We start from the raw sequence: 23,993 nt of genomic DNA, 5'->3' as shown, positions 1-23,993 counted from the left end.
CACCAATCACCTTCATAGCCCTGATACATTCCATTAATCGGCCTGACGACGCAGGAATGCCGGGATGTCCAGGTAGTCCAGGTCATCTTGCGGATTCGGGCTACGGGACGCCGCAGCACCGGCCTGAGCCTGGTTGCGCATCACGGTCGGACGATCCAGATCGCGGTAGTTCACCGACGGCAGCTCCTGACGCGCAGGGGCTGGAGCGGCAGCCGCCTGGCTGGCCTGGCTGCTGTGCAGGGTGTTGTCGATCACCTTTACAGGCTTCTCGATCTTAGCACCCAGACCGGTGGCAACCACGGTGACGTGCAGCTCGTCGCGCATGTCCGGATCGATCACGGTACCGACCTTGACCATGGCGTGCTCGGAAGCGAAGGCTTCAATGATGCTACCCACGTCGGAGTACTCACCCAGGGACAGGTCAGGACCGGCGGTGATATTCACCAGGATGCCGCGTGCGCCTTGCAGGTTCACGTCTTCCAGCAGCGGGTTGCGGATGGCCGCTTCGGTGGCTTCGCGTGCACGGTTCGGACCGCTGGCGCAGCCAGTGCCCATCATCGCCATGCCCATTTCGCTCATCACGGTACGCACGTCGGCAAAGTCGACGTTGATCATGCCTGGGCGCTTGATGATGTCGGAGATACCGCGAACGGCACCGGCCAGTACATCGTCAGCCTTGGCGAAAGCGGACAGCAGGCTCGCGTCCTTGCCCAGGATGGTCAGCAGCTTCTCGTTGGGAATGGTGATCAACGAGTCGACGCTTTCAGACAGCAGACGGATGCCTTCGTCGGCGATCTGCATACGCTTGCGACCTTCGAACGGGAACGGACGGGTCACTACTGCAACCGTCAGAATCCCCATTTCCTTGGCCACTTCGGCAATGATCGGCGCAGCACCGGTACCGGTACCGCCGCCCATGCCGGTGGTGATGAACACCATGTTGGTGCCTTGCAGCACTTCGGCAATACGCTCGCGGTCTTCCAGGGCGGCTTGACGGCCGACTTCCGGGTTGGCGCCAGCGCCGAGGCCCTTGGTCACCGCGGTGCCCAATTGCAGGATGGTGCGCGCGCCGATGCTTTTCAGCGCCTGGGCATCAGTGTTGGCGCAGATGAATTCAACGCCTTCAATGTTGCTCTTGACCATATGGTTGACAGCGTTGCCGCCGCCACCGCCGACACCGATCACTTTGATGACCGGGCTGGCGGGGATGTTGTCTACGAGTTCGAACATTTTCCCTCTCCTTTCGTTTTCTCTAGTTTTTTCGCCTACTGCTTTACAGCAGCTCCAAGTTGCAAGCCATGAGCTGCAAGCTTGAAGCTTGTAACTTGTCGCTTGAAGCCAACTTCGTTAGAAGTTCCCTTTTACCCAAGCCTGTAACCGCTCGAACAACGGTGCCTTGGCTTCGTCGTCGCCACGGTAGCTATCACGGTTGCTTGGGCCCGACAGGGAAATGCCGTCGGTCTGCTTCTGCAGCCCGTACAACAGCAAGCCCACGCCGGTGGAATAAATCGGGTTGCGCACCACGTCGCCCAAGCCCTTGACGCCATGTGGCACGCCCAGGCGCACCGGCATATGGAAGATTTCCTCGGCCAGTTCGACCGCGCCTTCCATCTTCGAGGTGCCGCCGGTCAGCACGATGCCGGCCGGGATCAAATCTTCGTAGCCGCTGCGGCGCAGTTCAGCCTGGATCAGGGTGAACAGTTCGTCGTAGCGCGGCTCGACCACTTCGGCCAAGGCCTGACGCGACAGTTCGCGCGGTGGACGATCGCCCACGCTCGGCACTTTGATGGTTTCGCCGGCACCGGCCAGTTTGGCCAGGGCGCAGGCGTAACGGATCTTGATTTCTTCGGCGTACTGGGTCGGTGTGCGCAGTGCCATGGCGATGTCGTTGGTCACCTGGTCGCCGGCAATCGGGATCACGGCGGTGTGACGGATCGCACCTTCGGTGAAGATCGCGATATCGGTGGTACCGCCGCCGATGTCCACCAGGCACACGCCCAGTTCTTTTTCGTCGTCGGTCAGCACCGAATAGGCCGAGGCCAGTTGCTCAAGGATGATGTCGTCGATTTCCAGGCCGCAACGGCGCACGCACTTCTCGATGTTCTGCGCGGCATTGACCGCACAAGTGACCACATGGACCTTGGCTTCCAGACGTACGCCCGACATGCCCAAAGGCTCGCGAACGCCTTCCTGGTTATCGATCACGTAGTCCTGCGGCAGGGTGTGCAAGACGCGCTGGTCAGCCGGGATTGCTACGGCCTGGGCGGCGTCGAGCACGCGCTCCAGGTCGGCCGAGCTGACCTCGCGGTCGCGGATCGCCACGATGCCGTGGGAGTTCAGGCTGCGGATATGGTTGCCCGCCACGCCAACGAACGCCGAGTGAATCCGGCAACCGGCCATCAACTGCGCTTCTTCGATGGCGCGCTGGATCGATTGCACGGTGGACTCGATGTTCACCACCACGCCCTTCTTCAGGCCCCGGGACGGATGCGTGCCAATACCGACGATTTCGATCGTGCCGTCTTCCCCGACCTCGCCCACCAGCGCCACCACCTTGGAGGTGCCGATATCCAGACCGACGATCATTTTGCCGCTTTGCACGTTTGCCATGGGTCCTGCCTCTTCTTAATTCTTCGCGACAGCGGGTTGCGCTGCCGTGGGCGCAGCCGGTTCACGCCAGCCGACGGCAAGGCCGTTGGCGTAACGCAGGTCGACGCTCGCAATGTTCGTAATCTGTTCTTTCAAGGTTTTGTCGTAGATGGCAATAAAGCGGCGCATCTTCTCCACCAAGCGGTCGCGTCCCAGCAACAACTCGATGCCCGGGCCGGAACTGCCTGCCCCGGTTGTCAAAAACCAGCTGCCCCGTTCACGCAATTCCAGGCGCGCAATGGAGAAGCCCAGTGGCCGCAGCATCTGGCTCAAGGCCTGGTACTGCTGCATCACTTGCTGCTGCGCCCGCTGCGGCCCGAACAACTGCGGCAGGTGCTCGTAGTTGGCCAGCTCACGCGGGGTGAACGCCTGGCCCTGGTTGTTCAACAGCGCCTCGTCGCCCCAACGGGCCACCGGCAGTTGTTCTTCCAGGCGGATCGTCACCTGATCCGGCCACACGCGACGCACTTCGGCGTGGGCGATCCACGGCATCTGCTCCAGCTCCCGGCGCATGCCGGCCAGGTCGATGGTGAAGAAGCTCGCCGCCAGGAACGGGCCGATGCGCTGCTGTACCGCCTGCTGGCTGATGTAGCTCAGATCGCCCTGCACACTGATCTTGGTGATCGGGCGGTCGGCGTACGGCAGTAGACGCTGCGCGCCTTCATAAGTGCCGAAGCCCAATACCACCAGCAACACCGGCCAGAACAGCGCCTTGAGGAAAGCAAAATTGGCCTTCGGCAGGCGCGCCGACATCGGCTCTTTAGCCACCATGCGACTGGCACCCCGGGGCACCGGCTTGCGGCTCGGTGCACGTGGGGGCTGATGACGAAGCGATGCGCCTTTCATGTCGTTAGCCTCTTGCCTCGATGCTGGCGGCCAGGATCGCCAGCACCAACTGCTGGAAGTCCAGACCGGCGGCACGGGCAGCCATTGGTACCAGGCTGTGATCGGTCATGCCTGGTGCGGTGTTGACCTCAAGGAACCAGAAGTTGCCTTGGTCGTCCTGCATCACGTCTGCCCGTGCCCAACCGGCGATACCCAACGCCTCACAGGCTTTCGCCGTAAGGTCCATCAATTCCTGTTCTTTGTTTGCGTCGAGGCCGCATGGGATCCGGTACTGGGTATCGGAAGCCAGGTACTTGGCGTCGTAATCGTAAAAGGTGTGGGGCGTGCCCAATGCGATGGGCGGCAATACCTGGCCACGCAGGGTGGCGATGGTGTACTCGGGACCGGAAATCCACTGTTCCACCAACACTTGCGAATCGTAGGTACTTGCCGCTTTCCATGCGTCGATCAATTCGGCGGCCGAGTTCACTTTGGCCATGCCGATACTGGAGCCTTCATGGGCAGGTTTGACGATCAAAGGAGTGCCCAGTTCCTCGACTGCAGAAATACAATCGGCTTCGCTGCACAGAACACTGTGACGCGGGGTTGGAATACCCAGGCTGTGCCACACCTGCTTGGTGCGCAGCTTGTCCATGGCCAATGCCGAGGCCAGGATGCCGCTACCGGTGTAGGGAATACCGGCGCACTCCAACAGGCCCTGCATGCTGCCGTCTTCACCGCCGCGACCGTGCAGGATGATAAAGGCGCGGTCGATTTTTTCGGCCAACAGGCGCGCGAGAAAATCATCGCCCACATCAATCCCGAACGCATTCACGCCGGCGCTTTGCAGGGCTTCGAGCACGGCGTTGCCGGACTTGAGTGACACTTCACGCTCGGCGCTCTTACCGCCAAACAACACCGCCACGCGGCCGAAGTCGGCAGGCGTGATGGTGGAAAACAGGGCTTCGTAGTTCGTGATCATTTCGACTTCCCCTGGGCAGCGGCGAAGAGCGGGCTCGCCAGCAATTTAGGGGCAAGGCCACCGATGTCACCGGCGCCCTGGCACAGCAGAATGTCACCGGCACGCAGCAGCGGTTTGACGATTGGCGCCAGGTCCACACCGCGCTCAATGTAGATCGGGTCCAACTGGCCACGCTGGCGGATGCTGTTGCATAGCTTGCGGCTGTCGGCGCCCGGGATCGGTTCTTCACCGGCCGGGTAGACCTCCATCAGCAGCAGCACGTTGGCGTCGGCCAATACATTGACGAAGTCATCGTATAGATCGCGGGTACGGCTGTAGCGGTGCGGCTGGTACACCATCACCAGGCGACGCTCCGGCCAGCCACCGCGCACGGCCTTGATCACGGCGGCGACTTCGGTCGGGTGGTGACCATAATCATCCACCAGCATCACGTCGCCGCCCTCCACCGGCAATTGGCCGTAGACCTGGAAGCGTCGGCCCACACCGGCAAAGCGCGACAGACCTTCGACGATCGCTTCATCGCTGACGCCTTCATCGGAAGCAATGCAGATGGTCGCCAGGGAGTTCAATACGTTGTGGTTACCCGGCATGTTCACCGACACATCCAACGGCTCACGGTCCGGACGCAGCACGGTGAAGAAGGTTTGCATGCCTTCCTGACGCACATTGATCGCACGCACGTCGGCATCTTCGCTGAAGCCGTAAGTGACGGTCGGGCGTTTGACCAGCGGCAGAATCTCGCGCACTACAGGGTCGTCCAGGCACACCACCGCCAAGCCGTAGAACGGCAGGTTGTGGAGGAACTCGACGAAGGTTTTCTTCAACTTGTTGAAGTCACCGTCGTAGGTCGCCATGTGGTCGGCGTCGATGTTGGTGACCACAGCCACCAACGGTTGCAGATGCAGGAAGCTGGCATCGCTTTCGTCGGCTTCGGCGATCAGGTAGCGGCTGGTGCCAAGCTGGGCGTTGGTACCGGCTGCATTCAGACGGCCACCGATCACGAACGTCGGGTCCAGGCCACCGGCGGCGAACACCGAGGCGATCAGGCTGGTGGTGGTGGTTTTGCCGTGGGTACCGGCGACCGCGATGCCGTGGCGATAGCGCATCAGCTCGGCGAGCATCTCGGCGCGCGGCACCACGGGAATACGACGTTCAAGGGCGGTGGCCACTTCCGGGTTAGCTGTGTTCACCGCGCTGGACACCACCAGCACATCGGCCTCGGCGGCGTTCTCGGCACGGTGGCCGATAAAGATCTGCGCACCAAAGGATTTGAGGCGGTCGGTGACCTGGGATTCTTTCAAGTCCGAACCGGACACCTGATAGCCCAGGTTGAGCAGCACTTCAGCAATGCCGCACATACCCACGCCGCCGATTCCGACGAAGTGAATGCGACGGATACGGCGCATTTCCGGCTGCGGCATGGCTTTCTGATTCTCAACCATGGGCCACCTCCAGGCAGATATCGACCACGGTGCGGGTTGCTTCAGGTTTGGCCAGGCGGCTTGCGGTGCTCGCCATGCTGTTAAGTCGTTCCGGTTGCATCAAAACCTCGGTCAGGCGTGCGGCCAAATCGGCGGCGCCAGTCGTTCTTTGCGGCAGCAGGAAGGCAGCGCCCTCCCCGGCCAAATATTCGGCGTTGCGGGTCTGGTGATCGTCGATCGCATGGGGCAGAGGCACCAGCAAGGACGGCAGACCGGCGGCGGCCAGTTCACTGACGGTCAGCGCACCAGCGCGACAAACCACCAGGTCGGCCCAGCCATAGGCATGGGCCATGTCTTTGATGAAAGGCTGTACGTTGGCCTCCACACCGGCTTCGCGATAACGCGCGGCGGTGACTTCATCGTGGTTTTTGCCGGCCTGGTGAAAGATCTCCGGGCGTAGCTCCAGCGGCAGTTGTGCCACGGCTTCGGGCAGCAATTTGTTCAGTGGTTCAGCGCCCAGGCTTCCGCCCAGGATCAACAGGTGCGCCTTGCGCCCGGCCAAGGCATCGCGAGCGATGCCCATGAACAGCTCGGTACGCACCGGGTTGCCGGTGGTGCGGCGTTTGCTCGACAAGCCAAAGGTGTTCGGGAATGCCTCACACACCCGCGCCGCCAGCGGCACCAGCAGGCGGTTGGCGGTGCCGGCCACGGCGTTCTGTTCGTGCACTATCACCGGCACGCCGGCCAGCCTTGCTGCTACGCCGCCAGGGCCGGTCACGTAACCGCCGAAGCCAAGCACGCAGACAGGCTTCAACTCACGGATAACCTTGCGCGCCTGCCAAACCGCCTTGAGCAATACGAACGGTGCTTTGAGCAAGGACAACTTGCTCTTGCCACGTAGGCCGCTGACGTTGATCAGGTGCAGCGGCAACCCAGCGTTAGGCACCAATTCGTTCTCGATGCCGCGCGGCGTCCCCAGCCAGTGCACCGTGTAGCCACGGCTCTGGAACTCCCGCGCACACGCCAGGGCCGGGAACACATGGCCCCCGGTACCGCCCGCCATGATCAGCACATTAGCGCCCATGGATAGGCTCCTCGGCGAAGTCGCTTTCGCTGAATTCCATCTCTTCGCTGCCCAGGTGGGTGCGACTCTCCCACTCGATGCGCAGCAGCAAACCCAGGCACGCGCAGCAAATCACCAAGGAACTGCCGCCGTAGCTGAGGAACGGCAAGGTCAGCCCTTTGGTCGGCAGCAGGCCTACGTTCACACCGATATTGATCAGGAACTGGCCGATCCACAGGAACGACAAGCCGTACGCCACATACGCGGCGAAATATTGTTTGGCCTTCTCGGCCCACAAGCCGATATACATGCCGCGTACACACACGAACACGAACAGCGCAACAGTGCACAGCGAGCCCACTACGCCGAGCTCTTCGGCGAGTACCGAGAACACGAAGTCCGTGTGGGCTTCGGGCAGGTAGAACTGCTTCTGTACGCTGTTGCCCAGGCCAACGCCCAGCCACTCGCCCCGGCCGAAAGCGATCAACGCCTGGGTCAGCTGGTAGCCGGAACCGAACTGGTCGGACCATGGGTCGGTAAAGGTGATCAGACGCGCCATCCGGTAGGGTTGCGCCTGCACCAGAATCGTCACGGCCGCCACCGCCAGCACCACCATCAAGGTGAACCGGAACAGACCTACACCGCCAAGGAACAGCATCGCCGCCGCCGCACCCATCATCACCACGGTGGCGCCGAAGTCGGGTTCCATCAGCAACAGGCCGGCCATGGGCAGCAGCACGATGAATGGCTTGAAGAACCCCATCCAACTCTCGCGCACTTCCTTCTGACGTCGCACCAGATAGCCAGCCAGGTAGATCACCACGAACACCTTGGCGATTTCCGAGGGTTGCACGTTGAACGCGCCGAAACCGATCCAGCGCATCGAGCCGTTTACCTCGCGACCGATGCCCGGCAGGATCACCATCACCAGCAAGCCGAACGCGCCGATCAGCATCAACCAGCCCAGGCGCTGCCAAGTGGCGATGGGGATCATCATGGTCACGATGCAGGCACCGATACCGATCACCAGGTACACCAGATGGCGGATCATCATGTAGAGGGTGTTGCCGGACTGCACGGCGGCGACTTCGGAAGACGCCGAAGTGATCATCACCAAGCCCAGGCCCAGCAGCGCCAGGCAACCGGCAAGCATTGGGAAATCCAGGTCGATACCGCGCCCGGTAATAATCGGCGACGGGTACGGCTTGATGATGTTTCTCAGGTTCAGGTTCATGCCAAGGCCTCCACGGCGCGAGCGAACAGCTGGCCGCGCTCTTCGTAGTTCTTGAACATGTCCAGGCTGGCACAGGCCGGCGACAGCAGAACGGCGTCACCGGGTTGGGCCACGGCTTTGCATTGCAGGACGGCTTCGTCCAGGGAGGCCACGCGAATCTGCGGCACCGCGTCACCGAGGGCGGCGGCGATCAGCTCGGCATCACGGCCCAGCAACACCACGGCGCGGCAGTGGGCGCCCACCGGTGCCTTGAGATCCTTGAAGTCGGCGCCTTTGCCGTCGCCACCGGCGATCAGCACCAGCTTGCCGTCGATATCGGCACCCAGGCCCTCAATGGCGGCCAGCGCGGCACCGACATTGGTGGCCTTGGAGTCGTTGTAATAGCTCACACCGTCCAAGTCACGCACCCATTGGCAGCGGTGCTCAAGCCCGGCGAAAGTGCGCAGGGTCGAGAGCATGGCATCGAACGGCAAACCCACGGCATGCCCGAGCGCCAGTGCCGCCAGGGCGTTCGACTGGTTGTGGGCACCACGGATTTTCAACTCGCGCACCGGCATCAGGCTCTGGAATTCGAATGCCAGGTATTTCTCGCCATTCTCTTCACGAATGCCGAAAGCCTTGAAGTCGGGTTTGCCCAAACCGAATGTCCAGCATGGCAACCCTTCGCCCATCAGCGGACGGCTCAGGGCATCATTACGGTTGACCACCACTTGCTTAGCGCCGCGGAAGATCCGGTGCTTGGCCAGGTGATACGCCGGTAGGCCGCTGTAGCGGTCCATGTGGTCTTCACTCACGTTCAACACGGTGGCCACTTCGGCACCGAGGTCGTGGGTGGTCTCCAGTTGGAAGCTCGACAGCTCCATCACGTACAGCTCGATGTCATCGCTGAGCAGGTCCAGCGCCGGGGTGCCGAGGTTGCCGCCCACGGCCACGCGTTTGCCGGCCGCTGCCGCCATGTCGCCGACCAGGGTGGTGACGGTGCTTTTCGCGTTGGAACCGCTGATGGCTACAATCGGCGCCTTGGCATTGCGCGCAAACAGGTCGATATCGCCGGACAGCTTCACGCCACGGGCCGCAGCCGCTTGCAGGGCCGGAGTCGCCAGGGCCAGGCCGGGGCTCACGTAGAGCTCGTCGGCACGGCACAGAAACTCGACATCCAGCTCGCCACAACGCACTTCCACGTGCGGGTAGTCACGACGCAGCGTGACCAGCTCCGGTGGATTTTCCCGCGTATCGGCCACGGCAAACGACGTGCCCCGGTTCGCCAGGAAGCGAACCAGGGACATGCCGCTCTTGCCGAGGCCGACAACGATGCGGAAGTGGTCTGAAGCGATCAGGGACACTCGTTTCTACCTCAGTTTCAGGGTGGCAAGGCCGATCAGCACCAGAATCACGGTGATGATCCAGAAGCGGACAATCACGCGCGGCTCGGGCCAGCCCTTGAGTTCAAAGTGGTGGTGAATCGGCGCCATGCGGAACACGCGGCGCCCGGTCAATTTGAAGGACGCCACCTGGATGACCACCGACAGGGTTTCCATCACGAAAACACCGCCCATGATGAACAGCACGATTTCCTGGCGAACGATCACCGCGATGGTGCCCAGGGCCGCGCCCAGCGCCAGTGCGCCGACGTCGCCCATGAAGACTTGGGCCGGGTAGGTGTTGAACCACAAGAACCCAAGCCCCGCACCGATCAGCGCGCCACAGAACACGATCAGCTCGCCCGCCCCCGGTACATAAGGGATCAGCAGGTATTCAGCGAATTTCACGTTACCCGACAGGTAGCAGAAGATGCCGAGCGCGCCGCCCACCATCACCGTCGGCATGATCGCCAGGCCGTCGAGGCCATCGGTGAGGTTGACGGCGTTGCTGGAGCCGACGATCACGAAGTAGGTCAGCACCACGAAACCGATACCCAGGGGAATACTGGCATCCTTGAGCATGGGCAGAATCAGCGTGGTTTCCACCGCGCTTGGGGCCGTCATGTACAAGAAGATCGCCGCACCCAGGCCAAATACCGATTGCCAGAAATACTTCCAGCGGCTTGGCAGCCCCTTGGAGTTCTTCTCGATCACCTTGCGGTAGTCGTCCACCCAGCCGATGGCACCGAACAGCAGGGTCACCAGCAACACCACCCATACGTAACGGTTATTCAGGTCAGCCCACAGCAAAGTGCTGACACCGATGGACGACAGGATCAGCGCGCCGCCCATGGTCGGCGTGCCGGATTTGGACAGGTGCGACTGCGGGCCGTCATTGCGAACCGATTGACCAATTTGCAGGTTCTGCAGGGTGCGGATCATCCACGGCCCGAGGAACAGCGACAAACACAACGCGGTCAGCACACCTAGAATCCCGCGCAGGGTCAGGTACTGGAAGACCGCGAAGCCTTTGTGGAACTGTTGCAGATACTCAGCCAGCAGCAGCAGCATTAATGTTTCTCCGTACTTGAGCCACACAAGGCTACGACGACGTTTTCCATCACCGCGCTGCGCGATCCCTTGATCAAAATGGTTGTGTTTTTATCGTGTTCGGCCGCGCCGATGGCCTGGATCAACTCGGCTTGACTGGCGAAATGCGTGGCACCGGGGCCGAAGGCGGCGACGGCGTGGGCCATGTTCGGACCGACTGCGTACAGCGCATCGACTTTGCCCGCCGCGTAGGCACCGACTTCCCGATGCCCCTGCTCGGCCCAGTCGCCCAGTTCGCCGATATCGCCCAGCACCAGCACCTTGCGCCCGGCGAACCCTTTGAGCAGGTCGGCCGCAGCGTTGATGGAAGAGGGGTTGGCGTTATAGGTGTCGTCGATCACGCGCATACCATTGGTAGCCAACTGCGCCACGGTGCGGCCTTTGACGGGTTGCACAGCGCCCAGCCCCGTGGCGATACCGAACAGCGACACGCCCAGGGCATGGGCGGCGGCGGCGGCGGCCAGGGCATTGGCGACGTTATGGTTGCCCAACAAATTCAGTTGCACGTGCTCGTTGCCTTGCGGGGTGTGCAAGGTAAAGGAAGGGCAGCCGCGTGCATCGACGGTGATGTTGGATGCATGGAAATCAGCCGCGGCGTTAAGCACGGCAAACGTCAGGACCTTGCGACCGGCGGCGCGCACACGCCAGGTTTCGAAGGCTTTGTCGTCGAGGTTCAATACGGCAGTGCCCGAAGCGTCGAGGCCTTCAAGGATTTCACCCTTGGCTTCGACGATCTTTTCCGGGCCACCGAACTCACCGACGTGAGCGGTACCGGCGTTATTGATAACGGCGACGTGAGGCTTGGTCAGTGCGACGGTGTAGGCGATTTCGCCGATGCGCGATGCACCCAGTTCGATCACCGCCGCCGTGTGTTCCGGGGCCAGTTCGAGAAGGGTCAACGGCGCGCCGAAATCATTATTCAGGTTGCCACGGGTAGCGAGTACCGGACCACGGGTGCGCAAGACACCGGCGAGCAGTTCCTTGACCGTGGTCTTGCCGCTGGAACCGGTGATGGCAGCCACAGGCTTATCGAACGCGGCACGGTTGAGTGCGCCCAGTTGGCCCAGGGCCAAGCGGGTGTCGGCAACCAACAACTGCGGCAGGCTCGACTCCGGCACTTCGCGCTGCACCAAGGCACCCACGGCGCCTTTGGCGGCGACGTCATTCAGGTAGTCGTGGCCATCAAAGCGCGGGCCGGCCAGCGCAACAAACAGTTGCCCTGGCTGGATGGCACGGCTGTCGATGCTGACACCGTCGAAGCGGCAGTCGCTGGACAACATGCGGCCCGACAGGGCCTGGGTCAGTTCACTGAAGCGCATCGGCTTAAGCATGGGCAACCTCCCAGGCGCTCAAGGCGTGATCAGCCTCGACCAGATCGGAAAAGGCATGCCGCTCGCCGTTGATTTCCTGATAGTCCTCGTGGCCTTTACCGGCCAGTACCACCACATCGTCGGCGCTTGCGCTGGCGATCAGTTGGGCGATGGCGGCACCGCGGCCGGCAACGAAGGTGGCCTTGGATACGTCTTTGAAGCCGGCACGGATATCGTCGAAGATCTGGCTCGGGTTCTCGCTGCGCGGGTTGTCATCGGTGACCAACACGCCGTCTGCCAGACGTTCAACAATCTCGGCCATCAGCGGGCGCTTGCCGCGATCACGATCACCGCCGCAGCCGAACAGGCACAGTAATTTGCCCTTGGCGTGGGGGCGCAGCGCTTCGAGGACTTTTTCCAGGGCGTCCGGCGTATGGGCGTAATCGACCACCACCAACGGCTGTTTGCCGCCACCCAGACGCTGCATACGGCCGGCCGGGCCTTCCAGCTTCGGCAGTACTTTTAAAATTTCGTCCAGGGCGTAGTCCAGGCCCAGCAACGCGCCGATGGCAGCCAGTACATTGCTCAGGTTGAACCGGCCGAGCAATGTACTGCGCAGGTGATGTTCGCCCTGAGGTGTCACCAGGGTGGCACGCACGCCTTCGTCGTTGAACTGGGCTTCGCGGCAATACAGGTAGGCACTTGAATCGTGCAGGCTGTAGCTGATCAGGCGCGCTTCGCTGTGTTCGGCGGCCAATTGGCGACCGAAGTCATCGTCCAGGTTCACCACCCGACACTTAAGATCGTTCCAGGCGAACAGCTTAGCCTTGGCGGCGGCGTAAGCCTCCATGGTGCCGTGGTAGTCCAAATGGTCGCGGGACAGGTTGGTCATCACCGCCACATCAAACGCCAGAGCGCTGACGCGGCCTTGATCCAGCCCGTGGGACGAGACTTCCATGGCCACGGCCTTGGCACCGGCCTTTTTCAGGTCGGCCAGGGTCGCTTGCACGGCAATCGGGTTCGGGGTGGTGTGCAGACCGCTTTGCAGCGCGCCATAGAAACCGGTCCCCAGGGTGCCGACAATCCCGCAATGCTGGCCCAGCAGATCAAGAGCCTGGGCAACCAATTGGGTCACGCTGGTCTTGCCGTTGGTGCCGGTCACGCCCACCAGGTTGAGGTGGCGGCTCGGCTCGCCATAGAAACGCCCGGCGATATCGGATAACTGTTTGGCCAGCCCCTTGACCGGAATCAGCGGCACGTCGGTGATCGGTAGCACGGTGGCGCCTTCGGCTTCATAAGCCACGGCGGCTGCACCGCGCTGCAACGCATCGGCAATGTGTGCACGGCCGTCGAACTTGCCACCCGGCACCGCCAGGAACAGGTCACCGGCACGCACATTGCGGCTGTCCAGGGTCAGCTCACGAATCAATAGGTCGCGCCCGGCGTGGGCGAAGATCTTGTTCAAACTCAGAGACATCAGCCGCGCCCTCCATTGGCTTTTACGGCAGCGGCCGGTGGCCCGGCGTTCGCTTGTTGGGTGGGCGGCAGGTTGTCCGGGGTGATGTTCATCAAGCGCAGGGTGCCGGACATCACTTTGCTGAACACCGGCGCGGAGACCAGGCCACCGAAGTAACCGGCCTTACTCGGTTCATCGATCACCACGACGATGGCGTAGCGCGGATCGCTCATTGGGCCGAAGCCAGCGAACAACGAACGATACGAGTTCTCGGCGTACCCCTTGGTACCCACCGACGTCTTACGTGCGGTACCGGACTTGCCGCCCACGTGATACGCCGGCACCTGGGCACGGAATACACCGCGCGGCGCCTCGATCACTTGTTGCAGCATGCCTTGCATAGTCTTGGCGACATTTTCCGGGATCACCTGGGTCGCTTTCGGCGCTTCATCGACGTGGATCAGGCTCAACGGCACCATGCGGCCGTTGTTGGCCAGCACAGAGAAGGCATGAGCCAGTTGGATCGCAGTCACCGACAGGCCGTAGCCGTAGGACAAGGTGGCGGTCTCGGCTTTTTTCCAGTCGCGGTAGTTCGGCAGGTTACCGACACGCTCGCCCGGAAAATCCAAGCCCGTGGGTTGGCCCAGGCCGATCTTCTGCGCCAGGTGGTAGATGGTTTCGCCGCCGATATCGAAGGCGACCTTACTCATACCCACGTTACTGGAGTTGATCAGGATGCCGGTCAGATCCAGCACCGGTCCCTCGGTACGGGAAACGTCACGAATGGTGTATTTGCCCAACTGCAGCGTGCCCGGATAGACCTCGACTTTGTCGCTGGGCTTCCAGCGCCCGGTTTCGAGGGCGGCACTCATGGAGATGGCTTTCATGGTCGAACCCGGCTCGAACACGTCGATCATGGCGCGGTTGCGCATCATCGCCGGTTGCAGGTTGCGACGGTTGTTCGGGTTGTAGGTAGGCTGGTTCACCATGGCCAGGATTTCGCCGGTCTTCACGTCCATGATCACGAGGCTGCCGGCCTTGGCGCCGTTTTCGATGATCGCGTTACGCAGCTCACGGTTGGCCAGGTATTGCAAACGCAGATCAATCGACAACGCCAAGGGCTTACCGGCCTTGGCGTTTTTGGTGACCTGGACATCCTTGATCAACCTGCCGCGCCGATCCTTGATGACTTGTCGCTTGCCGGGAACCCCGGCGAGCCATTCATCGTAGGCCAGCTCTACGCCTTCGCGGCCATGGTCGTCGATGTCGGTGAAACCCACCATGTGGGCGGTGGTTTCACCGGCCGGGTAGAAGCGACGGAATTCCTCGATGCCGTAGACACCGGGGACTTTAAGGTCGAGCACCTGCTGGCCCTGCTCAGGCGTCAGACCGCGCACCAGATAGATGAACTCTTTATTGGCCTGAGCTTCCAGACGCTCGGCCAAGGCCTTAGGGTCTTGACCGAGGGCGGCGGCGAGGGCCGGCCAGCGGTCCTTGGCGACTTGCAGTTCCTTGGCGTTTGCCCACAGCGTGGTCACCGGCGTACTGACAGCCAAGGGCTCGCCGTTGCGGTCGGTGATCAGGCCACGGTGCGCAGGAATAGGAATATGACGCAGACTGCGGGCATCGCCCTGACCGATCAGAAAGTCGCGATCGACCACTTGCAGATCAACGATGCGCCAGGCGATCGCCCCCACCATCAGCGCCAGCAAACCGAGCACCAGGCGGAAGCGCCATGGGTACAGTGCGCCTTCGAGTTTCATCATGGCGCCACCATCCGCACGTCAGCCGCGCTCGGGATGTGCATTTTCAACTGCTCGGTGGCCAGCACTTCGATACGACTGTGGGCCGTCCAGGTACTTTGTTCCAAGATCAACCGGCCCCACTCGGCCTGGGCTTTGTCACGCACACTCAACTCCCCATATAGGGTGTTGAGCAGTTGACGGTTCCAGTGGGCGCTGTAGGACACCGCAATCGCGGACACCAGTACGCCGATGAACAGCAGCAACATAAAGAAGCTGCCACCCGGGAGGGGCTTGGCGAAAAGCTTACTCACCGCAGCTTCTCCGCAACGCGCATAACAGCACTGCGGGCACGCGGGTTAGCTTTGAGTTCAGCTTCAGAAGCGAACTGCGCTTTGCCATGGATTTTGATTTTCGGCACAAAAGCTTCGAACCGTACCGGCAGGTTGCGCGGCAGGTTGTCGGACTCGCCCTTGACCAGGCGACGCATAAACAGTTTAACGATACGGTCTTCCAGAGAGTGGAAGCTGATCACCACCAGACGACCGCCTACTTCCAGTGCGTCGAGGGCAGCCTCCAGGCCGGCCTCAAGATCGCCCAATTCGTTATTGACGTGGATACGCAGGCCTTGGAACGCACGGGTCGCCGGGTTCTTGCCCTTTTCCCACGCAGGGTTTGCGACTTTCAATACTTCGGCCAGGTCGGCGGTGCGCTCGAACGGCTGGATTTCGCGGCGCTCAACCACGGCACGAGCCATGCGACCGGCGAAGCGCTCTTCACCGTACTCTTTGAATACACGGGCGATTTCTTCCACCGGTGCGGTGGCGATGAACTGCGCGGCACTGACGCCCCGGGTGGGGTCCATGCGCATATCGAGCGGGCCGTCGTTCATGAAGCTGAAGCCGCGCTCCGGGTCATCGAGCTGTGGGGAAGAAACGCCCAAGTCGAGCAACACCCCGGCCACCTTGCCTGCCATGCCGCGCTCGGCCACTTCGGCTCCCAGCTCGGCAAAGCTGCGCTGCACAACGACAAAGCGGCCGTCTTCGGCCGCTAGCGCTTGCCCGGTGGCAATCGCTTGGGGGTCTTTGTCGAACCCGAGGAGTTTTCCATCCGGCCCGAGCTGACTGAGGATCAACCGGCTGTGCCCGCCCCTGCCGAACGTGCCATCCAAATAGCAGCCATCCGCGCGTACAGCGAGAGCCTCAACGGCTTCGTCAAGCAGTACGGTGATGTGGTTAAAGCCGCTATCAATAGTCACAGGATCAGATCACGCAGTTCGTCAGGCATGGCGCCCGGTTGTTGAATAGCAGCCAGGTCAGCTGCAGAAACAGCATCCCAGGCATCTTCGTCCCACAATTGGAACTTGTTCAGTTGGCCGACCAACATCGCGCGCTTATCGAGCTTGGCGTACTCGCGCAGACGCGGCGGCACCAGGAAACGACCGCTGCCATCAAGCTCAAGGTCGACGGCATTGCCGATCAGCAAACGCTGCAGGCGGCGGTTTTCTTCGCGTAATGAAGGCAAGGCGCGCAACTTGGTTTCAATCAACTCCCACTCGTCGAGGGGGTAAACACATAAACAAGGGTCAACGGCATCAATAGTGATGATCAACTGGCCGGAACTTCTCGAAATCAGCTCGTCGCGATACCGGCTCGGCATAGCGAGACGGCCCTTTGCGTCGAGACTGATAGCGTTAGCTCCGCGAAACACAGATGCGTTTCTCCAAATTTTAGCGTTTTACGTTCAAAAAACCCACTTTGTGCCACTTTCCGCCACTTGCGCACACTATAGGAATGCGCCCACCACACCGTCAAGGCACGGATTCAAGGAAAAGCCTTACAGAACGGAGATTTAGGAGCGTAAAAGGAGGAGAAACCAGAGTTCAGCGATAATTTTGACCCAACAAGCACAGCAAGCTCAAAGAGCTATTGCTTGAAGTTAAAGTAATTTATTAAGAGTAAGATTTTTTTGGTATTACGAAGATGCATCTGCCAATGATTTGGCAGGGAGGGATTCTTGCGTTACTACCGGTTTTCTGCCCGAGATTCGGATAGAGGGAAATAAGGTGGAGAGTCGATCTATAAGCCGGGTTCTGTCTTGAACAGTCATTCGTCTACGATGACCATCACTGGACATCTTTAGCAACCTACCCGGTCCCAGCGCGGGCCACGCCTTGGGACCCTATTTGGTCTTGCTCCAAGTGGGGTTTACCTAGCCACGAACTGTTGCCAGTCGTGCGGTGCGCTCTTACCGCACCTTTTCACCCTTACCGGCACCGAAGTGCTTAGGCGGTTATTTTCTGTGGCACTTTCCGTAGGCTCACGCCTCCCAGGCATTACCTGGCACTTCGCCCTATGGAGCCCGGACTTTCCTCCCCCCCCTAATTTTCATAGAGGGCAGCGACTGTCCAATCGACTCTCCGCCGCGCAGGTTAACGGCACGACGGCCTCAGGACAAGTATTAAAAGTACCCGACTGCCATCACCATCGGACGAAGTGCCGCATTCAACCCGGAACTATTCGGCTTTCTGTTTATCCAGCGCCACTTGATACAGGACGTTCTTCCGCACGCCGGTAATTTCCGCCGCCAGAGCCGCGGCCCGCTTGAGGGGCATCTCCTTGAGAAGCAAGTCCAGCACGCGCATGGCCTCGCTGCCGACGGCATCCTCGCTTTCCGGCGCCGTCCAGCCCGCCACCAGCACCACGCACTCACCACGCTGTTGATTGCTGTCGCCTTCTACAAAGGCACGCAGCGCTTCCAGGGGCAGGCCCTTGAGGGTCTCGAAGGTTTTGGTCAGCTCACGCGCCAGCAACGCAAGACGCTCCCCGCCGAATACCAGCTCCATATCCTGCAGACATTCTAGGATTCGGTGCGGAGCTTCGTAAAAAATCAGGGTGCGCGGTTCTTCTTTCAACGCCTCAAGGCGCGCCCGACGCCCAACGGCCTTGGCCGGCAGGAAACCCTCGAAGATAAAACGATCGGACGGCAGACCAGCCGCCGATAAAGCCGCGATCAACGCGCACGCTCCCGGAACAGGCACTACATTGATACCTGCGGCCCGCGCTTGGCGGACTAGGTGATAGCCAGGGTCGGAGATCAGCGGCGTGCCGGCATCTGAGATCAACGCCACATCGTCGCCAGCCAGCAGGCGCACGATAAAACGGCTGCCCTCTTCGCGCTCGTTGTGTTCGTGACAGGCGGCCAGAGGAGTACTGATGCCAAAATGCTGCATCAGCCGCTGGGAGTGCCGAGTATCTTCCGCCGCGATCAATTTAACGTCGCGCAACACTTTCAATGCGCGAGCACTGATGTCGTCCAGGTTGCCAATGGGCGTCGCCACGACAAAAAGCGAGCCTGCAGTGGAATTCAGAGAACCTGGAGCAGTCAAAACGCACACCTCGATGGTTGGCAAAAAAATCCATTGTAGCGCGTAGAGGCTTTGAAAATATGCCATCGAAACCGATGCCGTTTCAGCCATCCATGACCAGCAGTCCACAAATAGCAACATTTGCACGACCTAAATCGACGGTTTCACGCCAGTAACATCGCGCCTGGGCCAGTGCTTGGGTACAATTCCACGCTAATTTGATCGGTATCAGGAACACTTACATGATCGCTTGCCTGCGGCTGCTCTCCGCCCTCTGCCTCGCTGCCTTACTGGCCGCCTGCGCCAGCTCGCCCTCGTCCAGCCTTGGCGACCTTCCTCGGACTCCGGACGCCAGTATCGAGCAATTGCTCGAACAGGCCGCCACCGCCAAGACGCCAGAAAAGGCGGCATTACTGCGCTTGAGCGCGGCGGACATGGCCTATCACCAGAACAATCCCGGCCGCTCGTCGCAGATTCTTGCCCAAGTGCCCCTGGACGCTCTCAAACCGGCTGCACAAGTATTCGCCAGCACCCTGGCCGCCGAACTGGCCATGACCCGCAACCAGCCTAAGGCCGCGTTGGCCGCTCTGAGCCACCCGAGCCTGCAGAACCTCAAGGACTTGCCGGCCGAACAGCAAATTCGCACTGGCACCGTGCATGCCCGTGCTTATGAGGCAGACGGCCAGACTCTGGCCGCCGCCCGCGAACGGGTCGCCATGGCGCCATTGCTGACTGGCGACGCAGCCCACAGCAACCATGAAGCGATCTGGGTCCTGATTGCCGCCGTGCCGGCCGACCAACTGCAAGCCAGCGGCAACCCGGTGCTCGACGGCTGGATCACCCTGGCGCAGTCGGTCAAGGCCGCCGGCACCCTGGAACAACAGCAGGCCGCTATCGATACCTGGCGCGCGCAGAACCCGAACCATCCGGCAGCGCTGCAATTGCCGACCCCACTGATCAAGCTCAAGGAGCTGGCCAGCCAACCCCTGAACAAGATCGCCGTGCTGTTGCCACAGGACGGCCCGCTGGCTTCTGTCGGCAAGGCGTTGCGCGAAGGCTTCATGGCGGCTCACTACCAGGCCGAACAGGCCGGGGAGAAACCGCCAGTGATCGAGTTCTACGACAGTTCCCGCATCACCTCCATCGACGACTTCTACGCCAAGGCCCAGGCCGCCGGCGTGCAACTGGTGGTCGGTCCTCTGGAGAAACCACTGGTCAAACAGCTCAGCGCGCGCCCTCAATTGCCGATCACCACCTTGGCGCTGAACTACAGCGAGACCGATCAAGCGCCACCGCAGTTGTTCCAGTTTGGCCTGGCCGCCGAAGACGAAGCCCGCGAAGTCTCGCGTCGTGCCCGTGCTGATGGCCTGCACCGCGCTGCCGCCATGGTGCCGCGTGGCGAATGGGGTGAGCGGGTCTACAAAGCCTTCCGTCAGGATTGGGAAGCTCATGGCGGTACGGTGATGGGTGTGGAATACGTCGACCAGCCGGTCGCCCTGGCCCAGCAAATTGCCGACCTGTTCCAACTGCGTAAAAGCGAAGGCCGCGCCAAGAGCCTGCAAAACGCCGTTGGTACCGACGTGGCGGCACAACCTTCGCGTCGCCAGGACATCGAGTTCATCTTCCTGGCCGTAACCCCGCAACTGGCCCAACAGATTAAACCGACCCTGAACTTCCAGTACGCCGGCGACGTGCCCGTGTATGCAACGTCCCACGTATTCAGCGCCAGCGGCGACAAGAACCAATACCTGGACATGACCAACGTAATGTTCTGTGAAACCCCTTGGCTGCTCAACACCACCGACCCGCTGCGCAATCAAGTTGCAGCACAATGGCCACAAGCCAATGGCAGCCTCGGCCGTCTCTACGCGATGGGTGTGGATGCCTATCGTCTGGCGCCACGCCTGGGCCAGCTCAAGGCGCTCCCGGACACTCGGATTGACGGTCTCTCGGGCAACCTGGGAATCAGCGGCAACCAACGCGTAGATCGCCAGATGCCATGGGCGAAGTTCGTCGGTGGTCAGATCCAGCGTCTGCCGGACACCCCGCGCTGATGCCCGAGCGGTCCCGTGCGCAAAGCGGCAAGGATGCCGAACTTCAAGCTCTGAACTACCTGCAACAACAGGGTCTGCGCCTTTTGGCGCAGAACTGGTTATGTAAACGCGGCGAGCTTGATCTGGTCATGCTTGACGGCGATACAGTAGTATTCGTCGAAGTCCGCTACAGAAAACACGCACAATGGGGTGGCGCGCTCGCCAGTATCGACGGGCGCAAGCGTCAGAAGCTAATACTCGCCGCGCAGTTTTTCCTGCAAGAAGAGCATCGCTGGGCCGACGCCCCCTGCCGTTTCGATGTGGTTGCCATAGAAAGCACACCGTCGGGTACCGCTGATCTGAACTGGCTCCCGAACGCCTTCGACAGCTGATTCGCCGGACATCTTCACCACACACTTTTGCTCTTTGCTTTGCGGGCTGCACTTTCCTGTGCCAAACAGCCGCGCTACTTAAGGTCACACAGATGGACATGCAATCCCGAATTCGCCAGCTTTTCCAGGCCAGCATCGACACCAAGCAACAGGCGATGGACGTACTTGCACCGCACATCGAGCAAGCCAGTCAGGTCATGGTCAATGCCTTGCTCAACGAAGGCAAAATGCTTTCGTGCGGCAATGGCGGTTCGGCCGGCGACGCCCAGCACTTTTCCTCCGAGCTGCTCAACCGCTTCGAGCGCGAGCGGCCGAGCCTGCCGGCCATCGCCCTGACCACCGACTCGTCGACGATTACCTCAATCGCCAACGATTACAGCTACAACGAAATCTTCTCCAAGCAGATCCGCGCCCTGGGCCAACCGGGCGATGTGCTGCTGGCGATTTCCACCAGTGGCAACTCGGCGAATATTATTCAAGCGATCCAGGCCGCACATGATCGCGAAATGATTGTCGTAGCATTGACCGGACGCGATGGCGGCGGCATGGCCTCGTTGCTGCTGCCTGAAGATGTGGAGATCCGCGTTCCGGCCAATGTCACCGCACGTATCCAGGAAGTCCACCTGCTGGCGATCCACTGCCTGTGCGATCTGATCGACAGCCAACTGTTCGGGAGTGAAGAATGACCGTTAACCGCCTCAGCCTTTTGGCCATGACGCTGTGCCTCGCCATCAGCGGCTGCAGCACGGCAATCACCGCGACACGTGACACCCCCATCCAGGACGACAAGGGCACGCGCACCTTCGGCAGCAAGATCGACGATTCACTGATCGAAACTAAGGTCGAGGTCAACGTCGCCAAGGCCGCGCCGGACCTCGGCAATGGCGCCTCGCGCATCGTCGTCACCAGCTTTAATGGCGTGGTGCTGCTGGCTGGCCAGACACCTCGCGCCGACCTCAAGGCTCAGGCCGAACAAGCCGCCGCGGCCGTGCAGCGCGTGAAGAAGGTTCACAACGAATTGCAGGTGATGGACCCGATCACCCTGCTGGCGATTAGCAACGACGCGCTGCTGACGACCAAAATCAAGGCCCAGATGCTGACGGACAACGCCATCCCAGGCTCGCGCATCAAGGTCGTCACCGATAACGGCATCGTCTACCTGATGGGCTTGCTGACCCAGGCGGAAGCCACTCGCGCTGCCAATTTGGTGCAAGGCGTGTCCGGCGTACAGAAGATTGTTAAAGTGTTCGAGTACATCGACTGAAGTAAATGCCGCCCACTAAAAAGGGCGCCGTGCATGGATTGCACGGCGCCCTTTTTTAATGCCTGCTGTTTATTGGTACTGCTGGTATGGATTGCCCTGGAACTGATTATTCTGCTGAGGAGCCTGCTGGCCCGGCTGACCGTATTGCTGGCCAGGGATCGGACCGAGGTTGACCTCCACGCGACGGTTCTGGGCGCGGCCATTGACGTCGGCGTTACTGGCAATCGGGTTATCCGGGCCGGCACCGCGTGCGCTCAGGTTGGCCGGGCTCACGCCTTGGGAGGTCAGATAATTGGCCACGCTCTGAGCACGGCGTTGGGACAGGTCCATGTTCAGTTGGCGGCTGCCGGTGCTGTCGGTATAGCCCACAATCTGGATGGTGTTTTGATTGAACTGTTTGAGCGAGTTGGCCAGGTTGTTCAGCGGCTGGTAAAAACTGCTGGAGATCGCGTCGGAGTTAGTCGCGAAGGTGATGTTACCCGGCATGATCAATTTGATCTGATCACCCTGGCGCTGCACCTCAACCCCAGTATTGGCCATGCTTTCGCGCAGTTTCTTTTCCTGCTGGTCGGCGTAATAGCCATACCCGGCGGCGCCTGCACCTGCCACTACCGCGCCGATCAGCGCACCCTTGCCACGGTTGTTGTGGTCGATGGCAGCGCCCGCCAATGCCCCGGCCAGGGCACCCAGACCGCCGTATTTGGCGGTCTTGCTCATACCGCCGGATTCATTATTCGCCTGTCCCTGGCTGCTGCCGTCATAAGGATTAGGGGAAGCGCAGCCGGACAACAAGGCTACGGCGGTAGCGACAACAAGCAGACGACGCGGAGTGAACATGAAAGAAGCTCCTACTTTTGCATTCTGTGGTGCAAAGGACATTGGCAATGGACCTGTGCCGAGTTTGGAACGCGACAAACGGCAAAAATTCCATGACCGTTGCCGCGGCTGTAACAAAACATTGGTCACATTTGCCGCTATCAAAACCCTAGCAGACGCCTCCTGAATAGAACCTGCGTTTTCGCTGTAACGGTGCGCTCACTTACATCAGGCGCGAACAAACGGATTCTCGCGCATCTCATCCCCCAGCCGCGTGTCCGGCCCATGGCCGGTCACCACGGTGGCGCCCTCATCCAGGGTGTACAGGCGCTGCTTGATCGACCGCACGATGGTCGCCTGGTCGCCGCCCCAGAGGTCCGTGCGCCCCACGCCGCGCCGGAACAAAGTGTCCCCGGCAATCAGCAATTTGGCATCGGCGAACCAGAAACTCATCGAGCCCGGCGTATGCCCTGGGGTGTGCAAGGCCACACCGCAGGCGCAGGCCAGTTCTTCGTCATCGGCCAGCCAGCGGTCGGGCGACGGCACCGGGGTGTAGGGCACACCAAACATCTGACATTGCATCTCCAGGTTGTCCCACAAGAATTGGTCCTCCTTGTGCAGATGCAGGGTGGCACCGGTCTTCTCTTTCAATTGACCCGAAGCGAGGAAGTGATCGAGATGGGCGTGGGTATGAATGATGCTTACCACTTTCAGCCCCAGCGCATCGAGGCGCGCCAGGATCAGCTCATGATTGCCGCCGGGGTCGACCACGATGGCTTTTTTAGTGACGGGATCGCCGATGATCGTGCAGTTGCACTGCAACGGGCCGACGGGGAAAGTTTCGCGGATGAGCGTGGGCGATGTGTTGTCCATGGGCAGTCTTCCAGTGCAAATCAATCAGTGTCTCAGGCGGGTAGCGCCGCAACAATCGCCCTATTAAAACAGACTGGAACGCTTCGCAAACCACT

At 61.0% G+C, this 23,993-nt stretch carries 23 protein-coding genes and 1 other RNA gene; 5 read left to right on the top strand and 19 right to left on the bottom strand.

Annotated elements, in window-relative coordinates:
• Positions 1-33: 33 nt before the first annotated feature.
• The 17 genes from ftsZ to rsmI form a co-directional block, all read right to left on the bottom strand.
• On the bottom strand, positions 34-1,230 hold the full coding sequence (ftsZ, locus tag ACFZPT_RS08170; protein WP_034095968.1) for a cell division protein FtsZ: 1,197 nt from the start codon (positions 1,228-1,230) through the stop codon (positions 34-36).
• Positions 1,231-1,347: 117 nt separating this feature from the next.
• Positions 1,348-2,610 carry a cell division protein FtsA gene (gene ftsA / locus ACFZPT_RS08165; protein WP_034095967.1) on the bottom strand — a complete coding sequence of 421 codons (1,263 nt, stop codon included), beginning with the start codon at positions 2,608-2,610 and terminating at the stop codon, positions 1,348-1,350.
• A gap of 15 nt (positions 2,611-2,625) precedes the next feature.
• Positions 2,626-3,495, bottom strand: coding sequence for a cell division protein FtsQ/DivIB (locus ACFZPT_RS08160; protein WP_034095966.1), 870 nt, complete (start codon positions 3,493-3,495; stop codon positions 2,626-2,628).
• 4 nt (positions 3,496-3,499) lie between these two features.
• Positions 3,500-4,456, bottom strand: coding sequence for a D-alanine--D-alanine ligase (locus ACFZPT_RS08155; protein ID WP_034095965.1), 957 nt, complete (start codon positions 4,454-4,456; stop codon positions 3,500-3,502).
• A complete protein-coding gene (gene murC / locus ACFZPT_RS08150) occupies positions 4,453-5,898 on the bottom strand; it encodes a UDP-N-acetylmuramate--L-alanine ligase (RefSeq protein ID WP_034095964.1) in 1,446 nt (481 codons plus the stop codon). Before murC ends, ACFZPT_RS08155 begins: the two co-directional genes overlap by 4 nt.
• A complete protein-coding gene (murG, locus tag ACFZPT_RS08145) occupies positions 5,891-6,961 on the bottom strand; it encodes an undecaprenyldiphospho-muramoylpentapeptide beta-N-acetylglucosaminyltransferase (RefSeq protein WP_034095963.1) in 1,071 nt (356 codons plus the stop codon). The genes murC and murG overlap by 8 nt, the downstream gene beginning before the upstream one ends.
• Positions 6,951-8,174, bottom strand: a complete 1,224-nt coding sequence (ftsW, locus tag ACFZPT_RS08140; RefSeq protein ID WP_034095962.1) for a putative lipid II flippase FtsW — start codon at positions 8,172-8,174, stop codon at positions 6,951-6,953. Before ftsW ends, murG begins: the two co-directional genes overlap by 11 nt.
• On the bottom strand, positions 8,171-9,517 hold the full coding sequence (gene murD, locus ACFZPT_RS08135; protein WP_047881639.1) for a UDP-N-acetylmuramoyl-L-alanine--D-glutamate ligase: 1,347 nt from the start codon (positions 9,515-9,517) through the stop codon (positions 8,171-8,173). The genes ftsW and murD overlap by 4 nt, the downstream gene beginning before the upstream one ends.
• 6 nt (positions 9,518-9,523) lie before the next feature.
• Complete coding sequence (gene mraY, locus ACFZPT_RS08130; RefSeq protein ID WP_034137015.1) at positions 9,524-10,606, bottom strand: phospho-N-acetylmuramoyl-pentapeptide-transferase; 1,083 nt, start codon at positions 10,604-10,606, stop codon at positions 9,524-9,526.
• Positions 10,606-11,976 carry a UDP-N-acetylmuramoyl-tripeptide--D-alanyl-D-alanine ligase gene (murF, locus tag ACFZPT_RS08125; protein WP_099312819.1) on the bottom strand — a complete coding sequence of 457 codons (1,371 nt, stop codon included), beginning with the start codon at positions 11,974-11,976 and terminating at the stop codon, positions 10,606-10,608. The genes mraY and murF overlap by 1 nt, the downstream gene beginning before the upstream one ends.
• Positions 11,969-13,432 (bottom strand): UDP-N-acetylmuramoyl-L-alanyl-D-glutamate--2,6-diaminopimelate ligase, encoded by a 1,464-nt coding sequence (gene murE / locus ACFZPT_RS08120; protein WP_034095958.1) that lies wholly within the window; start codon positions 13,430-13,432, stop codon positions 11,969-11,971. The genes murF and murE overlap by 8 nt, the downstream gene beginning before the upstream one ends.
• Positions 13,432-15,174 carry a penicillin-binding protein 2 gene (locus tag ACFZPT_RS08115; protein ID WP_167389880.1) on the bottom strand — a complete coding sequence of 581 codons (1,743 nt, stop codon included), beginning with the start codon at positions 15,172-15,174 and terminating at the stop codon, positions 13,432-13,434. Before ACFZPT_RS08115 ends, murE begins: the two co-directional genes overlap by 1 nt.
• Positions 15,174-15,467: a cell division protein FtsL gene (gene ftsL, locus ACFZPT_RS08110; protein WP_034095956.1), complete on the bottom strand. Its 294-nt coding sequence runs from the start codon at positions 15,465-15,467 to the stop codon at positions 15,174-15,176. The genes ACFZPT_RS08115 and ftsL overlap by 1 nt, the downstream gene beginning before the upstream one ends.
• Positions 15,464-16,411 (bottom strand): 16S rRNA (cytosine(1402)-N(4))-methyltransferase RsmH, encoded by a 948-nt coding sequence (gene rsmH / locus ACFZPT_RS08105; RefSeq protein ID WP_034095955.1) that lies wholly within the window; start codon positions 16,409-16,411, stop codon positions 15,464-15,466. Before rsmH ends, ftsL begins: the two co-directional genes overlap by 4 nt.
• Positions 16,408-16,863, bottom strand: coding sequence for a division/cell wall cluster transcriptional repressor MraZ (mraZ, locus tag ACFZPT_RS08100; RefSeq protein ID WP_003171868.1), 456 nt, complete (start codon positions 16,861-16,863; stop codon positions 16,408-16,410). The genes rsmH and mraZ overlap by 4 nt, the downstream gene beginning before the upstream one ends.
• Before the next feature lie 355 nt (positions 16,864-17,218).
• Positions 17,219-17,572: RNase P RNA component class A (rnpB, locus tag ACFZPT_RS08095), an RNA gene on the bottom strand.
• 96 nt (positions 17,573-17,668) lie between these two features.
• Positions 17,669-18,541, bottom strand: coding sequence for a 16S rRNA (cytidine(1402)-2'-O)-methyltransferase (gene rsmI / locus ACFZPT_RS08090; protein WP_034096760.1), 873 nt, complete (start codon positions 18,539-18,541; stop codon positions 17,669-17,671).
• 221 nt (positions 18,542-18,762) lie between these two features.
• Here rsmI and ACFZPT_RS08085 point away from each other — a divergent pair, with 221 nt between their 5' ends.
• The 4 genes from ACFZPT_RS08085 (at position 18,763) to ACFZPT_RS08070 (ending at position 22,209) form a co-directional block, all read left to right on the top strand.
• Positions 18,763-20,574 carry a penicillin-binding protein activator gene (locus tag ACFZPT_RS08085; RefSeq protein WP_099312820.1) on the top strand — a complete coding sequence of 604 codons (1,812 nt, stop codon included), beginning with the start codon at positions 18,763-18,765 and terminating at the stop codon, positions 20,572-20,574.
• The gene (locus ACFZPT_RS08080; protein ID WP_034111801.1) at positions 20,574-20,945 is read left to right on the top strand and encodes a YraN family protein; all 372 of its coding nucleotides are present in this window, start codon (positions 20,574-20,576) and stop codon (positions 20,943-20,945) included. The genes ACFZPT_RS08085 and ACFZPT_RS08080 overlap by 1 nt, the downstream gene beginning before the upstream one ends.
• 92 nt (positions 20,946-21,037) lie before the next feature.
• Complete coding sequence (locus tag ACFZPT_RS08075; RefSeq protein WP_007904374.1) at positions 21,038-21,631, top strand: phosphoheptose isomerase; 594 nt, start codon at positions 21,038-21,040, stop codon at positions 21,629-21,631.
• Complete coding sequence (locus ACFZPT_RS08070) at positions 21,628-22,209, top strand: BON domain-containing protein (protein WP_034111799.1); 582 nt, start codon at positions 21,628-21,630, stop codon at positions 22,207-22,209. Before ACFZPT_RS08075 ends, ACFZPT_RS08070 begins: the two co-directional genes overlap by 4 nt.
• A 69-nt stretch (positions 22,210-22,278) precedes the next feature.
• On the opposite strand, the gene ACFZPT_RS08065 is transcribed toward ACFZPT_RS08070, so the two are convergent.
• Entirely contained in the window at positions 22,279-23,046 is a 768-nt protein-coding gene (locus tag ACFZPT_RS08065; protein WP_034095952.1) for an OmpA family protein, read from the bottom strand.
• On the opposite strand from ACFZPT_RS08065, the gene ACFZPT_RS08060 reads away from it, so the two are divergent.
• Positions 23,045-23,212, top strand: coding sequence for a hypothetical protein (locus ACFZPT_RS08060; RefSeq protein ID WP_156796371.1), 168 nt, complete (start codon positions 23,045-23,047; stop codon positions 23,210-23,212). The two genes, ACFZPT_RS08065 and ACFZPT_RS08060, sit on opposite strands and share 2 nt — an antisense overlap.
• Before the next feature lie 41 nt (positions 23,213-23,253).
• Here ACFZPT_RS08060 and ACFZPT_RS08055 read toward each other — a convergent pair whose 3' ends face one another.
• Entirely contained in the window at positions 23,254-23,898 is a 645-nt protein-coding gene (locus tag ACFZPT_RS08055; RefSeq protein WP_034095951.1) for an MBL fold metallo-hydrolase, read from the bottom strand.
• Between the last annotated feature and the right edge of the window lie 95 nt (positions 23,899-23,993).

Origin of the sequence: Pseudomonas sp. MD330_10, from assembly GCF_042610415.1 — a bacterium.
Classification (GTDB): domain Bacteria; phylum Pseudomonadota; class Gammaproteobacteria; order Pseudomonadales; family Pseudomonadaceae; genus Aquipseudomonas; species Aquipseudomonas rhodesiae.
This window is presented reverse-complemented; position numbering and strand designations above follow the sequence as displayed.

Bases quoted from the DNA above. Each gene is read 5' to 3' on its own strand.
- ACFZPT_RS08160 (WP_034095966.1), bottom strand. From the start codon at position 3,495: ATGAAAGGCGCATCGCTTCGTCATCAGCCCCCACGTGCACCGAGCCGC.
- murG (WP_034095963.1), bottom strand. From the start codon at position 6,961: ATGGGCGCTAATGTGCTGATCATGGCGGGCGGTACCGGGGGCCATGTG.
- ACFZPT_RS08155 (WP_034095965.1), bottom strand. From the start codon at position 4,456: ATGATCACGAACTACGAAGCCCTGTTTTCCACCATCACGCCTGCCGAC.
- ACFZPT_RS08080 (WP_034111801.1), top strand. From the start codon at position 20,574: ATGCCCGAGCGGTCCCGTGCGCAAAGCGGCAAGGATGCCGAACTTCAA.
- ACFZPT_RS08070 (WP_034111799.1), top strand. From the start codon at position 21,628: ATGACCGTTAACCGCCTCAGCCTTTTGGCCATGACGCTGTGCCTCGCC.
- ftsA (WP_034095967.1), bottom strand. From the start codon at position 2,610: ATGGCAAACGTGCAAAGCGGCAAAATGATCGTCGGTCTGGATATCGGC.
- ACFZPT_RS08055 (WP_034095951.1), bottom strand. From the start codon at position 23,898: ATGGACAACACATCGCCCACGCTCATCCGCGAAACTTTCCCCGTCGGC.
- ACFZPT_RS08065 (WP_034095952.1), bottom strand. From the start codon at position 23,046: ATGTTCACTCCGCGTCGTCTGCTTGTTGTCGCTACCGCCGTAGCCTTG.
- ACFZPT_RS08115 (WP_167389880.1), bottom strand. From the start codon at position 15,174: ATGAAACTCGAAGGCGCACTGTACCCATGGCGCTTCCGCCTGGTGCTC.
- ACFZPT_RS08085 (WP_099312820.1), top strand. From the start codon at position 18,763: ATGATCGCTTGCCTGCGGCTGCTCTCCGCCCTCTGCCTCGCTGCCTTA.
- ftsZ (WP_034095968.1), bottom strand. From the start codon at position 1,230: ATGTTCGAACTCGTAGACAACATCCCCGCCAGCCCGGTCATCAAAGTG.
- murE (WP_034095958.1), bottom strand. From the start codon at position 13,432: ATGTCTCTGAGTTTGAACAAGATCTTCGCCCACGCCGGGCGCGACCTA.
- ACFZPT_RS08060 (WP_156796371.1), top strand. From the start codon at position 23,045: ATGAAAGAAGCTCCTACTTTTGCATTCTGTGGTGCAAAGGACATTGGC.
- murC (WP_034095964.1), bottom strand. From the start codon at position 5,898: ATGGTTGAGAATCAGAAAGCCATGCCGCAGCCGGAAATGCGCCGTATC.
- murF (WP_099312819.1), bottom strand. From the start codon at position 11,976: ATGCTTAAGCCGATGCGCTTCAGTGAACTGACCCAGGCCCTGTCGGGC.
- ftsW (WP_034095962.1), bottom strand. From the start codon at position 8,174: ATGAACCTGAACCTGAGAAACATCATCAAGCCGTACCCGTCGCCGATT.
- mraY (WP_034137015.1), bottom strand. From the start codon at position 10,606: ATGCTGCTGCTGCTGGCTGAGTATCTGCAACAGTTCCACAAAGGCTTC.
- ACFZPT_RS08075 (WP_007904374.1), top strand. From the start codon at position 21,038: ATGGACATGCAATCCCGAATTCGCCAGCTTTTCCAGGCCAGCATCGAC.